Genomic DNA, 12,638 nt, shown 5'->3' with positions numbered 1-12,638 from the left:
CGGGCGGTTGACGGGCATCGGTATCGGCGCACTCCGACTGGAGAACGGCGTCGTCCTGCCCGATGTCACCCTCGCCGTGCAGGCCTGGGGTGAGCCGAACGCCGACCTCGACAACATCGTGCTCGTCGAACACGCCCTGACCGGCGACTCACACGTCTCCGGTCCCGTCGACGACGAGCACCCGTCGCCGGGCTGGTGGAACGGCATGATCGGCCCCGGCGCCCCCATCGACACCGACGAATGGTGCGTACTGGCCACCAACGTCCTCGGCGGCTGCCGCGGCACCACCGGTCCCGCCTCGCTCGACCCGGACGGCCGGGCCTGGGGATCACGCTTTCCGGAGATCTCCATCCGCGACCAGGTCGAGGCGGAACTCGCGCTCGCAGACGCGCTGGGCATCGACCAATTCGCGGCGGTGGTCGGCGGCTCGATGGGCGGCATGCGGACCCTCGAATGGACTGTCGGCCACCCCGACCGCGTCCGGTCCGCCCTGATTCTCGCGGTCGGGGCGCGGGCGACCGCGGACCAGATCGGCACCCAGACCACCCAGATCGCCGCGATCACCGCCGACCCCGACTGGCAGGGCGGCGACTATCACGGCACGGGACGGGTGCCACGCGCCGGACTCGGGATCGCCCGACGGATCGCGCACCTGACCTACCGCACCGAGGACGAACTCGACACCCGATTCGGCAACGCCACACAACCAGGCGAGGACACCTGGCAGGGCGGCCGCTACGCGGTGGAGAGCTACCTCGAGCACCAGGCCGACAAGCTGGTCGCCCGCTTCGACCCCGGCACCTACGTGCTGCTCACCGAGGCGATGAACCGTCACGACGTCGGCCGCGGCCGCGGCGGCATCGAGGCCGCACTGGCCTCCACCCCCGTCCCTGTCATCGTCGGCGGCGTCGACTCCGACCGGCTCTACCCACTGCGCCAGCAGGAGGAACTCGCCCAGCATCTGCCCGGGTGCGACGGGCTTCGCGTGGTGAACTCCCGCTACGGCCACGACGGCTTCCTCACCGAGGCCGAATGGGTCACCAAGCTGCTCGGCGAGACCATGGCGCTGGCCCGGGCGGGCCGTAGCTCCGCTGAATAGGGCGAATCTCGCGGGGCCGTACGGATGGACTGTCGGCCACCTCACCGAGGCCGAACGGGTCACCAAGCTACTCCGCGAGACCGCTGGCTCTGGCCAAAATCGACAGCATCGGGGCCGCGGGCGGCCAACCCGGATTCATGCCAGCGAAAAGTTTCCGGATTGCCCTCATCCTGGACGCTTGATCGATAACATTCCCGCCGTGTCAACACCAACGATCAACCTCAGCACCCCCGTCGAGCAGCTCGCGACCGACGCCACCGTGATGGCGGTCACCGCTGAGTCGGTCACCCGCAGCGTCGTCGCGTTTCCACCGACGAACGGGTGTCTGACCGAGATCCGCATCGGCACGCTCCAGCTGGAGGGCGGTGGTGTCCTCCCGGACGTCACCGTCGCCCTGCAATGCTGGGGCACCCCCAGCCCGGAGCTCGACAACATCGTGCTCGTCGAGCACGCCCTGACCGGCGACTCGCACGTCACAGGGCCCGCCGACGACGAGCACCCGTCGCCGGGCTGGTGGAACGGCATGGTCGGCGCCGGTGCCCCCATCGACACCAACGAATGGTGTGTGATGGCCACCAACGTGCTCGGCGGCTGCCGCGGCACCACCGGACCGAGCTCGCTCGCACCCGACGGAAAGCCATGGGGATCACGCTTCCCCCTGATCTCCGTCCGCGACCAGGTCGCGGCCGAGGTCGCCGTGGCCGACGCGCTCGGCATCAGGCAATTCGCCTCCGTCGTCGGCGGTTCGATGGGCGGCATGCGCGTCCTCGAATGGACGATCGGCCACCCCGACCGCATCGGCTCGGCCCTTGCCCTTGCGATCGGTCCGCGCTCCACCGCGGACCAGATCGGCGGCCAGACCACCCAGATCGACGCCATCACCACGGATCCGAACTGGCAGGGCGGCGACTACTACGGCACCGGCAGGAGCCCGGATTCCGGGCTGAGCATCGCCCGCCGGTTCGCGCATCTGTCGTACCGCGGCGAGGAGGCCCTGGACCTGCAGTTCGAGAACGCGGCACAGCAGGGCGAGGACATCTGGCGCGGCGGCCGGTTCGCGGTGCAGAGCTACCTCGAGTACTGCGCGGACAGGCTGGTGTCGAGCTTCGACGCCGGCTCCTACGTTGCGCTCAGCGAGGTCGTCTGCCGATATGACGTCGGTCGCAACCGCGGCGGGATCGCGGCCGCGCTGGCGTCGACCCCGGTCCCGGTGGTCGTCGGGGCCATCGACTCGGACCGGATCATGCCGCTGCGCCATCTCCAGGAGATGGCGGACCTGCTGCCGGGCTGCGCAGGCCTGCGGGTCGCGCGGTCCGACGCCGGGCACGACGGCTTCCTCACCGAGGTCGACTGGGTCACCTCGCTGGTCGACGAGACCTTGACGCTGGCCAGGGCCAGCAGGGTGAACACCGCAGTGGCGTGATGCGGTGCTGCCGCCGTGACGGCGGCAGCACCGCGCTCGCGGCGCCCGCAACCACGGGCGCCCCGATCAGGGCACCCCTCAGTCGGTGCCCAACGGATCGATCGAGACCGCCAGCCACACGATCGCGGCGCCGACCGCGGTCAGCGCCCCCACGTCGAAGCGCTGACCCCGGACCGCGAGCAGCCCAACCCGCTCGGTGGGCAGGCACAGCCGGAATCCGGCGGCCAGCAGCGTCGCCAGCCCGAATACGAAGGCACCGCGACGCCATCGGTCGGCGAGCACGAAGACCACCGCGACGAGCACCACAGTGAACACCGCCAACAGGGGCAGGTTCTTACGAGCGAAGCGCACCCAACGGTTCGCCGTCGGTGCGGACGTCTGAGCGGTCATCGCCGGGTTCTACTCGGAGCCCGCTGCGAGCCGCTCCGCGCGCTCCACGACGTTGGTCAGCAGGAAGGCTCGCGTCAGCGGCCCGACGCCGCCCGGGTTCGGTGAGATGAACCCCGCGACCTCGCGGACGCTGTCGTCGACATCACCGCGCAGACCGTCGGCGGTCCGGCTGACACCCACATCGAGCACCGCGGCGCCCGGCTTGACCATGTCCGCGGTGATCAGTCCCGGAACCCCGGCCGCCGCGACGATGATGTCGGCGCGCTCGACCTCGGCCGCGAGGTCCTTGGTTCCGGTGTGGCAGAGGGTGACCGTGGCGTTCTCGCTGCGACGGGTCAGCAGCAGACCGATCGGCCGGCCGACGGTGATGCCACGGCCGACGACCACCACGTGCGCACCGTTGATCGGCACCTCGTAACGACGGAGCAGGTGCACGATGCCGCGGGGGGTGCAGGGCAGCGGTGCCTCCTTGCCCAGCACCAGCCGGCCCAGGTTCACCGGGTGCAGCCCGTCGGCGTCCTTGCCCGGGTCGATCCGCTCGAGCGCGGCGTTCTCGTCCAGGTGCTTGGGCAGCGGCAGCTGCACGATGTACCCGGTGCACTCGGGGTTGGCGTTGAGCTCGTCGATGGTGGCCTCGAGCTGGGCCTGGGTGATGTCGGCGGGCAGGTCGCGCCGGATCGAGGTGATCCCCACCTTGGCGCAGTCGTTGTGCTTACCGCGCACGTAGGCGGCGGATCCGGGGTCGTCGCCGACCAGGACGGTGCCCAGCCCGGGCGTGATGCCCTTTGCCTTGAGCGCATCCACTCGGGCTTTGAGATCGATGAAGATCTCGTCGCGGGTTGCCTTGCCATCCAGGATCGTCGCAGTCACGGCCACCATTGTTTCAGGTATGACTGGATGGCATGGCAACGACTCCCGAACAGGCACCCGATCTCGTCGGCCCGAGGGTGGTGCTGACCGCGATCCGCCCCGAACACCGCGACCGGCTGCGCGAGATCCACCGCCAGCCCGACGTCCGCAGATGGTGGCAGATTCCCGACGACGACTGGCCCGAGGTCGAGGAGCCGGACACCGTCAAGTACACCGTGCTGGAGGACGACCAGGTCATCGGCTTCGCCCAGTGGTACTGCGAACCGGACCCCGACTACCGGCACGCCGGGCTGGACCTGTTCCTCTCGTCGGGGACGCAGGGCCGGGGCCTCGGCACCGAGGTGGTGCGGGTCATCTGCGCTCATCTGATCGATGACCACGGGTTCCACCGGCTGGTCATCGACCCGAAGCTCGCCAACACCCCCGCGATCGCCTGCTACCGCAAGGTGGGCTTCAAGGACGTTGGGGTGATGCGCGAGTACGAGAAGAACAAGGAAGGCACCTGGGACGACGGGCTACTGATGGACTTGCTGGCGCGCGAGTTCGTGCGCTGAGGCGCAGGGCCCGTCAGCCCTCGGGGTACAAGACGGGCTTCAGCTCCGCCCAGGTCCGTCCGGCCGTCAGTAAGCGGGTGTCGGCGACTTCCTGCTCGTGCTGCGCGAGGCGCATTACGGCGTGACGCGATTCGATGAGATGCGGGCGGACCTCGAGATCCCCCAGGCCGCGTTGAGCTCGCGATTGAAGGGGCTCGTCGACGAGGAGCTGCTCGAGCGGCGGCCCTATCAGGAGGAGGGTTCGCGCACCAGGGACGAGTACGTGCTCACCCCCAAGGGCCGCGCACTGTTACCCGCCCTGATCGCCTTGATGCAATGGGGCGACCGCTACGCGAGCACGGGCGGCGCTCTCCGGTTCCACCATGCCAGGTGCGGCGGGACCGTGACCTCTCGTCTCGTATGCGACTGCGGGCATCTCGCCGAACCGGCGGACCTGGTTGCCATCGCGACCGAGGACGCCGACATCGCGGCGGACGGGAGTCGCTAGGGCTCGACGATCAATCCGTGCGCGGCGGCCATCGCAATCGCCTGCGTCATCTCGATCTTCGCCTGGTCCAACTTGGCACTTGTCCACAGCGCGGCGTCGACGTGCGCACCGCGCAGGTCCGCACCCTCGAGCCGGAGGCCGCTGGTGCGGGCGCCGAACAGGTCGACGGACTGCAGCACGGCCTGCCGCAGGTCGGCATCGACGAGGTTGGCCTCGCGCAGTCGACAGTCGGTGAGGTTTACCCCGCGGAGGTCGGCCTTGCCGAGCGAGGCGAGCGTGAAGTCCACCTCGTCGAACTCGATCGGCCGGATGCGGCAGTCCTGGAAGTTGGAACCGAGCAGGCTGGAACTCCGGAACACGCTGTGCCACAGCCGCGTCCGAGTGAAGGTGCAGGACCGGAACGCCGTCACGGTGTGATGCGAACCGGACAGGTCCGCGCCGGTGAAATCGCAGTCGGTGAACACCACCCGTTCCGTGCGCAGCTCACTCAGGTCCGCGTCACGGAAGTTGCAGCCGGTGTAGTGCCGATCCTGCCAATTCTGACGCGGCAAACGCGCGTCCGAGAAGTCCTCGCCGACGAATTCCTCGGGGTGTTCCGATGCCATGTGGCCATCCTGCCCCCACCCAGCGACGCGGCGGTGCGGCGGTGGCCGCCTGCCCGCCGCACCCGGTCTGCTACTCGGCGCCGTCAGGCCGGAGGCGTCAGGCGCACCCGGGTCGGCGTGATCCGCAGTTCGGTGCTGTAGATCCGGTCGATCTCCTCGACCGTGGTCCCCAGCTCGCCGGTGATGCTGGCCTCGTACTTGTCGAGGTAGGCACGCAGGCCGCTCGACTTCTTGTTCGGCGTCGCCGACGCGGTGCCGTTGATGACGACGATGTCGGCGCCGTGCGGGTCGGAGTTGAAATTCAGGGTGACCGTCGGTCGCTCGGCGATGTTGTGCACCTTCCGCGATCCAGGGGCGCTGAACACCACCAGATCGTCACCGTCCGGCACGAACCAGACCGGGTTCGGTGCCGGCGCTCCGCTGTCGGTAACGGTGGTCAACCAGGCGATGTGATCCTCTGCGATGTGGCGACGAGCCTCGGGCGGCATGTCCATGTCGGCCTCCAATCGGGGTCTGTCTCGACGATACGACCGATCGGCGGCCCGGGGCGCTGAACGGCCCGCCACCTGTACCCGGGATCAGTAGGGATTCGCTATGCCCCCCTATCTGACCGCTCAGATGTATTCGACCAGCATCTTCTCGATGTGGCCGGTGAACGGGAACGGCGCCCGGTCGTAGTAATCCAGAGACACCGGCGAGCCGAGACAGGTGCCGATGTCGAGGCATTCGTTGGCGGTGAAGATCAGGGGCACACTGATCGGGACGATGCCGTCGGCGACCTGTTCACCATCGACGCAGACGGTGATGTGCAGCGGCCCGCCGGGCCGCGGTTCGGTGAATTCGGTGATTGTCTCGATTGTCTTCCTGCCGGTGGTCACTGCGGTCGCCGACCGGATCTTGGTGCGCATGAGGATGAACAGGTTGTACTCAAAGCAGAGGTACCCGTCGTCGAGGTAGCAGGTCAGTCCGCCGCCGGCGCCGCCGAGCGCGTAGAGGACACCGTCCGCCTGGTCCGGGATGCTGACTTCGAGGGTGACGCGGTTGTTCTTGTTGCCCAACGCGGGGGCACAGAACTCGGGCATCCGAGTGATGGGCCCGGGGAACTCCCACCGTGTGTAGGGCGGGGTGATGCGTTGGTCCGGGTGCAGGACCGGCACCCACAGTCCGCCGCCGATCGGGAGTGCGTGGTTCTTCGCCGCTTCGATCGCGAAGATCTCCTTAAGCTGGGCGAGTTTGTCTGGGCGTTGCGCGGCGAGATCGTGGTTCTGGGTGAAGTCGTCGTCGAGGTGGTAGAGCTCCCACACGTCGTCGTCGGGGGTCCAGTCGGTGATGCCTGGCGGCAGGCCGGGCAGCCACGGCACTCGCGGGCCGAATGCCGACGCCATCCAGCCGTCGTGGTAGATGGCGCGGCTGCCCATGACCTCGAAGTACTGCGTGCGTTTGCCGCCGGGCGCGTCGCGGTCGAGGAGGGTCTCCGCGAAACCGGCTCCGTCGAGGGGGTCCTGCGGGAATCCGTCCACCACCCGGGGCGGGGCGATCCCCACGATGTCGTAGATGGTGGGGACGATGTCGTTGCAATGCAGGAAGCGGTCGCGTGGCACCGGGTCGGGGGTGATGGTCGCCGGCCAGCGGACCGCCAGCGGGTTGCGGGTGCCGCCGAGGTGTGAGGCAAGCAGCTTGAGTCCCTTGAACGGCGTGCTGCCCGCCCAGGCCCAGGCGGCGTGGTACTGATTCTCGGTCTTCGGGGACCCCAGCGCGTCGAGTCCGCCTAGTTGGTCGAGCGCGGCGATGTGCTGCGCCGCGGTGGTGGGGATGCCGTTCTGGGCGATCAGTTCGCAGATGGTCCCGTTCTGTCCCTCGCCGGAGGATCCGTTGTCGCCCCAGATGTAGAAGACCAGGGTGTTCTCGCCATATCCGAGCCGGTCCACCTCATCGACGAGGCGACCGACCTGGACGTCGCAGTGTTCTGCGAACCCCGCCGCGACCTCCATCAGCCGCCGCTGGAACGGTTTCTCGTCGTCGGGGATGTCGTCCCATCCCGCCATGTCCGGGTGCCGTTCGGTCAACTCCGCCTCGGGTGGGATCCATCCCTTGTCCTTGGCCCGTGCGAAGACCCGCTGCCGGTAGGCGTCCCAGCCGTCGTCGAACTTGCCCGCGTACCTGTCGGCCCAGTCCTTCATGATGTGGTGCGGCCCGTGTAGGCAGCCGCTCGCCCAGTACAGGAAGAACGGCTTGTCTGCGTCGAACGCCTTGTGTTTGCGCAGCCAGTCGATCGCGTCGTCGGCGAGGTCCGCGCTCAGGTGGTAGCCCTGTGCGGGGGTCTTCGGGGGCGCGACGAGGGTCGTGTTGCGGACCAGGTTGGGTTCGTACTGGGAGGCCTCCCCGGCAAGAAATCCGTAGAAGTAGTCGAAGCCCAGCCCGGTCGGCCAGTTGCCGAACGGACCAGCGGCGGTGGTCTCCTCCGCGGGGGTGTTGTGCCATTTGCCGAACGCGGCGGTGCTGTAGCCGTAATGCCGCAGGACCGTCGCGGCGGTGGCGCTGGAGCCGGGAATGTGTCCGGAATAGCCGTCCCAGTCGTTGGCCAACTCGGCGATCTGGCCGTTGCCGACGCGGTGGTGATTGCGGCCGGTCAGCAGGGACGCCCTCGTCGGCGAGCACATCGCAGTCGTGTGGAATCGGTTGTAGGACACCCCCTCCGCGCAGATCCGGCTCAGGGTGTCGGTGCGGACCTCGCCACCGAAGGTGTCCGGCAGTCCTGGTCCGGCGTCGTCTATCAAGACGATCAGCACGTTGGGTGTGTCTTCGGGCAGTCGGCGCACCTTCGGTCGTGGCCGATATGTCGATTCCTGCATCGTGCGTCCGGCGATGCTGCCGGGTGGGGGTGGTGGGAACGGCAGCGTGTCGCCACCGGGGATTGGATCGGCGATGATGCCCATCGTTATGCCTTCCGAAGGCCTACCAAGATCGCCGCCGTGACCCAGCCGGCAGCGCCGTCTGACACAAACAATCACAGCACGAATCGGTCCATCCCGCGATCATCCTTTCCCGACGGAGGAACTTCGCCGGCGCGTCCCGATCATCGGCCGTTGGCGGAACTCGCTGACCAGCACCGTCCCGGTAGCCCCGTCCAGTGAAGATCTTTATCCCGGGGCGGCGATCGGGACACCTGGGTCCGTGAACGGCCCGCCACCGACGTGGCACCGACCGAACCCGAACGGTTGGTGCCACGTCCCATTTCCTCAGCTGACCGGAGTCAGTTCACCCTGACCTGCATACTCGCGGATGACGGTCCTGATCTGCTCGGCAACGTTGTAGATGTCCACGACAGATCCGATATCGTGCCGAACTCCGGCCTTGTTGCCACCCTCGAAGGTCATCACGTACTTCACGCTCTTGCCATTCAAGTACAGGCGGATGATCGGCTTCCGGTTATTGTCGTCGAGCAGGACCGCGAAGTACGTCTTGGCGTCCCGGTGGACGATCCGCTGCGGAGCGACCTCGGAAACAGCAATAGCCCGAACGATGTTGAACCCTTCGAGTTCCTCGTCGGTGGTCGTGATATCGGGATCCGGGGCACTGCCAAGTACTGCCTCGGCTTCCGCCACAACCGATTCTGCCGGCGCGGGAGCCTCTACCCCGTCAAAGCTGGGCGCATCGCCTCCGAGTGCATTCTTGAGCCGGTCATTCACCTGGTCACCGATGTACTGACTGGTGGCCTTGGTGACCAAGGGCCGGAACTGTTCCACAACCTTTTGAGTGGCCTTACCGTCGTAGGCCCGCGACACGAAGTACTTGATCCAATCGTCGCTGGGGTTCTTGACCTCACCTGCCAAGACCCGTTTGATCATGCCGATGTACTTGAGCTCCTCAGCTGCGTTGACCACCGAATCCAGGTCGAACGACTCCTTCGACAGCTTCTGCATCTCGGGGATCAGAGTGCGGTCGATGTCCAGAAGGTCGAAGACCAGGAACGGCTTCGCATCCATCACATTGGGGGCATCGCCATCGGTGTACACCTGGTACACCTGACCGTTCGTCAGGATCGCAATACGCGCCTGAGTGACCGCAAAGTACCGGAACAACTGAGACGCATGGTTCACGTTCAGCGGCTCGCCGACTTTCTTGCACTCGACCAGCATCCGAACTTCGCCGTTCTTCAGAATGGCGTAGTCGATCTTCTCGCCACGCTTCACGCCGACGTCGGCGACGAACTCCGGGACCACTTCGCTGGGGTCGAAGACGTCGTAACCGAGTACCGATGAGATGAACGGCATGATGAAGGCATTTTTCGTCGCCTCCTCGGTCTCGATACCGGCCTTCTTCTCGCGGATCTTTGTGGCTAGGGCGTTGATGCCCTCGGCGAAACTCATCCGGACTCCCCTGGTCGACGTGCAACGGATGCTAACCCAGGGCAAGAACTTTCACTGCCGAAGCAGCACCAGACAGCGCTCTCCGCCCGCCTGCAGTTTCTATCGATACCAGCGTCCATCGCGCTCGACTCCATTCCCCACTATGCGCCACCACGAAGTGCTATCGTGCGGCCCGCCATACCGTCGGGCTGGATCCGAACTCAGTTCGAAACCATCGCGAGAACGCGGAGAGTTCGGAAAATCCAAGCAGTCCTGCGATATCCGTCAGGGAGCGCGCCTGCTGGGTGACATACTTTTGGGCCAACTCCGCCCGGGTGGTGTTCACAATCTCCGAGAATGACGTGTTCGATCGAGCAAGAAGTCGATGTACCGTGACGCGGTTGACTCCGAGGGTCTTCGCGACGTGTTGCAATGAGCACCGACCGGTCGGAAGAGTCGTCTCGATCAATTCACGGACGCGATCGAGGTCACCGACTGGGCGCGGGCTAGCGATCGTATCAATATAATCCTTCGCGAATGATTGAAATAGCGGGTCATACTGACTGTTCAGGATATCCAAATCGCACGCATGGAATTCAAACCCATTGAAATTATTGCCAAATTGGACCGAGTTGCCCAAGGTTCGAAGGTGAAGGGTCCGGGCGACCGGCGCGGCGTGCGTAAAGCAAATGATTACCGGATTCCAATTTTTGCCGACAACGATCCTGATTAGACGGACAAGCGCCCAAACAGTCATCTCAGAAAACTGCCTGTATACGCCATCGGGGCGAACGTCGAAGCCAACCCGGACCTTCGCGATGCCGTCCGCTTCCGCGATTCGGATACTGATGGCCTCGCTGCGAATGTGCTGGTAATTGCCGAGCAGCATCAGAACGCCACGCATATCCGGTTCGCCCTGCGCGGCGACGCTGATCGGACCCAAATTGGTCATCTTGCGATTTTCAGCCAGACGAATTCCAAGATCCTCGAGGCCCGTTGCCTCCGCAGATCGCTCGAGCAGTTGAGTGGCTGCGTCGATGGCGATCCACTGATTCGGCATAGCCAGATCAGCCGCCTGGAGTCCTACAGACCTCAGCAATGGAAGTGGGTCAACTTTCCGAGACCGAATGAAATCCAGATAGCCGGTCAGAGCGGCATTGCGAACAAGCAGTGTCATCGCGGCGTCTTTCCGATAATCGTCGAACGGCAGAGTGCCTTCGCCTTCAGTCTGATCCACGGAGTTGCCCTATTGCGGCACAATAAGAGAGTTGCCTCCTGCGATGGGATTATGCGACTTCGAAGGTTCACGTATTGGCAGTCGAGAGTACCTCGTGGATGCGATTGTGGATAGCCTTGATTTGCCGCGCCGAGCGCGTGACGGCCTGTGACCGTTGGCGGATAGGCAGATACCGGTCCCCAAGCAGTGAACCTTGCAATCGGGATCTGCCTTTCCCTCGACAGATCGGCTCCCACAGGCCGAGGCTGGACGGGATACAGCAGGCCACTGGGCATGCCAGGACTTCGATGGCCATCAGCCATGGCATGGGACAACCACCACCTCCAGCAAGCCTGCCATGACAATCTGACCAGGATCTGAAGCTGCGATACCGCGGGCACTCAGTGAACTCGGTGTCCGTGAACTCGGTGTCCGTCGCGTTCATATCAACCTTTGGGCGCCGGAACTGCCGGCGATGCCACAGCGCTGATCCGCTAGGCCGCCCGAACCCGCCGTTCGTCGCGGGCGAGGTCCGCGCCCCGAGCAATAGCGCGTCAAGCGAGATGCAACACGAGGTCAAATTCTAATCGCGACTGACCGCTACAGTTTCGACATCTGAAGCTGCGAATCCACCCATTGTTGGCCCGCAACTGATGAGCATCCAGCCGGCGATCCCGGCATCACAGGCCAAGCTGAAAGATTATCCCGCCGCCTGAAATCGAAGGAGTCACGTCCATGCACAACGCCGTCAAAGTCGAGGAATCAGCGCAATCCGAGAAGCCCCTGATCCAAGTGAAGCAGTTGACACGTCACATCGGTGCCGAGCTGTTTGACGTACAGATCCCGGACATCACTCGCAACGATGCGCTCTTCGCCGAACTGAGGACGCTCCTCCTCAAGCACAAAGTGCTATTTCTCCGAAATCAGGAAATCACACGTGCCGAACACGTAGAGCTTGCGAAGAAGTTCGGATCGCTCGAAGACGGACACCCAAACACCGATGCTGACTCGGGTGTGGTTCTCCTGTACAAAGATAATTCAAGCGAGGGGCACTACGAGAACGCCTACCATAGCGATACCAGCTGGCGCGAGCACCCCTCCATGGGCTCCGTCCTCCGTTGCGTGGAAAAGCCAGAAGTCGGTGGCGACACCATTTGGGTCAACATGGTCGAGGCGTATCGGGAGCTTCCGGATCACGTCAAGGATGAGGTGCGGTGCTTGCGTGCCCGGCACAGTTTTGAGGCAGTCTTCGGTGCCGCTAAGCCACTGGAAGAAAGACACCAGCTGCGAGACCGCTTTCCCGATGCCGAGCATCCGGTTGTGCGCACGCATCCCGATACGGGGGAAGAGATCCTCTATGTGAATGTTTTCGCCACGCACTTCACCAATTTCCACACCCCGGACCGCGTGCGTTACGGCGCAGATTACTCACCCGGCGCGAGCGATTTGCTCAACTACCTGAAAAGTCGGGCGGCGATTCCCGAGTATCAGGTCCGTTGGACCTGGACGAAGGACAGCGTCGCGATTTGGGACAACCGATCCACGCAGCACTACGCGGTGCAGGATTACTGGCCGGCAGTCCGGAAAATGGAGCGCGCGACAATCGCGGGCGACAGGCCATTCTGAGACCTCCCCTTCTGAGGTA

General features: G+C 65.1%; 12 protein-coding genes. 5 read left to right on the top strand and 7 right to left on the bottom strand.

Annotated elements, in window-relative coordinates; genetic code table 11:
* Positions 1-7: 7 nt before the first annotated feature.
* The gene (locus tag JOE46_RS25150; RefSeq protein WP_209928762.1) at positions 8-1,099 is read left to right on the top strand and encodes a homoserine O-acetyltransferase; all 1,092 of its coding nucleotides are present in this window, start codon (positions 8-10) and stop codon (positions 1,097-1,099) included.
* Positions 1,100-1,361: 262 nt separating this feature from the next.
* Positions 1,362-2,522 carry a homoserine O-acetyltransferase gene (locus JOE46_RS25145; RefSeq protein ID WP_097210653.1) on the top strand — a complete coding sequence of 387 codons (1,161 nt, stop codon included), beginning with the start codon at positions 1,362-1,364 and terminating at the stop codon, positions 2,520-2,522.
* Positions 2,523-2,600: 78 nt separating this feature from the next.
* Here the strand turns inward: JOE46_RS25145 and JOE46_RS25140 are convergent, their stop codons facing one another.
* Both JOE46_RS25140 and JOE46_RS25135 read right to left on the bottom strand, forming a co-directional pair.
* Complete coding sequence (locus JOE46_RS25140; RefSeq protein WP_097210444.1) at positions 2,601-2,912, bottom strand: DUF3017 domain-containing protein; 312 nt, start codon at positions 2,910-2,912, stop codon at positions 2,601-2,603.
* A gap of 9 nt (positions 2,913-2,921) precedes the next feature.
* Positions 2,922-3,782 carry a bifunctional methylenetetrahydrofolate dehydrogenase/methenyltetrahydrofolate cyclohydrolase gene (locus JOE46_RS25135; RefSeq protein WP_179800460.1) on the bottom strand — a complete coding sequence of 287 codons (861 nt, stop codon included), beginning with the start codon at positions 3,780-3,782 and terminating at the stop codon, positions 2,922-2,924.
* A gap of 32 nt (positions 3,783-3,814) precedes the next feature.
* Here JOE46_RS25135 and JOE46_RS25130 point away from each other — a divergent pair, with 32 nt between their 5' ends.
* Together JOE46_RS25130 and JOE46_RS25125 are read left to right on the top strand one after the other, a co-directional pair.
* Positions 3,815-4,336: a GNAT family N-acetyltransferase gene (locus JOE46_RS25130; protein ID WP_179800459.1), complete on the top strand. Its 522-nt coding sequence runs from the start codon at positions 3,815-3,817 to the stop codon at positions 4,334-4,336.
* 97 nt (positions 4,337-4,433) lie between these two features.
* Entirely contained in the window at positions 4,434-4,823 is a 390-nt protein-coding gene (locus JOE46_RS25125; RefSeq protein ID WP_307861335.1) for a helix-turn-helix domain-containing protein, read from the top strand.
* On the opposite strand, the gene JOE46_RS25120 is transcribed toward JOE46_RS25125, so the two are convergent.
* From JOE46_RS25120 to JOE46_RS25100, 5 genes are all read right to left on the bottom strand, one after another.
* Positions 4,820-5,428, bottom strand: a complete 609-nt coding sequence (locus tag JOE46_RS25120) for a pentapeptide repeat-containing protein (protein ID WP_097210441.1) — start codon at positions 5,426-5,428, stop codon at positions 4,820-4,822. The two genes, JOE46_RS25125 and JOE46_RS25120, sit on opposite strands and share 4 nt — an antisense overlap.
* An 83-nt stretch (positions 5,429-5,511) precedes the next feature.
* Positions 5,512-5,922 carry a pyridoxamine 5'-phosphate oxidase family protein gene (locus JOE46_RS25115; protein WP_143548384.1) on the bottom strand — a complete coding sequence of 137 codons (411 nt, stop codon included), beginning with the start codon at positions 5,920-5,922 and terminating at the stop codon, positions 5,512-5,514.
* A 120-nt stretch (positions 5,923-6,042) separates the two neighbouring features.
* Positions 6,043-8,364 carry an arylsulfatase gene (locus JOE46_RS25110; protein WP_245221168.1) on the bottom strand — a complete coding sequence of 774 codons (2,322 nt, stop codon included), beginning with the start codon at positions 8,362-8,364 and terminating at the stop codon, positions 6,043-6,045.
* Positions 8,365-8,667: 303 nt separating this feature from the next.
* Positions 8,668-9,798, bottom strand: coding sequence for a type I restriction endonuclease (locus JOE46_RS25105; protein ID WP_209928759.1), 1,131 nt, complete (start codon positions 9,796-9,798; stop codon positions 8,668-8,670).
* Between the two features lie 160 nt (positions 9,799-9,958).
* Entirely contained in the window at positions 9,959-11,014 is a 1,056-nt protein-coding gene (locus JOE46_RS25100; RefSeq protein WP_209928758.1) for an AraC family transcriptional regulator, read from the bottom strand.
* Positions 11,015-11,728: 714 nt separating this feature from the next.
* Between JOE46_RS25100 and JOE46_RS25095 the strand changes: the two genes are divergently transcribed.
* Positions 11,729-12,619, top strand: coding sequence for a TauD/TfdA family dioxygenase (locus JOE46_RS25095; protein WP_097210437.1), 891 nt, complete (start codon positions 11,729-11,731; stop codon positions 12,617-12,619).
* Positions 12,620-12,638: the final 19 nt, after the last annotated feature.

The sequence above is a fragment of the Rhodococcus sp. PvR099 genome (genome assembly GCF_017833315.1).
Classification (GTDB): Bacteria; Actinomycetota; Actinomycetes; order Mycobacteriales; family Mycobacteriaceae; genus Rhodococcus_G; species Rhodococcus_G oryzae.
This window is presented reverse-complemented; position numbering and strand designations above follow the sequence as displayed.

What these genes read in the sequence shown, in the direction of transcription:
- JOE46_RS25145 (WP_097210653.1), top strand. Translation starts at nt 1,362, where the DNA reads ATGGCGGTCACCGCTGAGTCGGTCACCCGCAGCGTCGTCGCGTTTCCA.
- JOE46_RS25140 (WP_097210444.1), bottom strand. Translation starts at nt 2,912, where the DNA reads ATGACCGCTCAGACGTCCGCACCGACGGCGAACCGTTGGGTGCGCTTC.
- JOE46_RS25130 (WP_179800459.1), top strand. Translation starts at nt 3,815, where the DNA reads ATGGCAACGACTCCCGAACAGGCACCCGATCTCGTCGGCCCGAGGGTG.
- JOE46_RS25120 (WP_097210441.1), bottom strand. Translation starts at nt 5,428, where the DNA reads ATGGCATCGGAACACCCCGAGGAATTCGTCGGCGAGGACTTCTCGGAC.
- JOE46_RS25115 (WP_143548384.1), bottom strand. Translation starts at nt 5,922, where the DNA reads ATGGACATGCCGCCCGAGGCTCGTCGCCACATCGCAGAGGATCACATC.
- JOE46_RS25110 (WP_245221168.1), bottom strand. Translation starts at nt 8,364, where the DNA reads ATGGGCATCATCGCCGATCCAATCCCCGGTGGCGACACGCTGCCGTTC.
- JOE46_RS25105 (WP_209928759.1), bottom strand. Translation starts at nt 9,798, where the DNA reads ATGAGTTTCGCCGAGGGCATCAACGCCCTAGCCACAAAGATCCGCGAG.
- JOE46_RS25095 (WP_097210437.1), top strand. Translation starts at nt 11,729, where the DNA reads ATGCACAACGCCGTCAAAGTCGAGGAATCAGCGCAATCCGAGAAGCCC.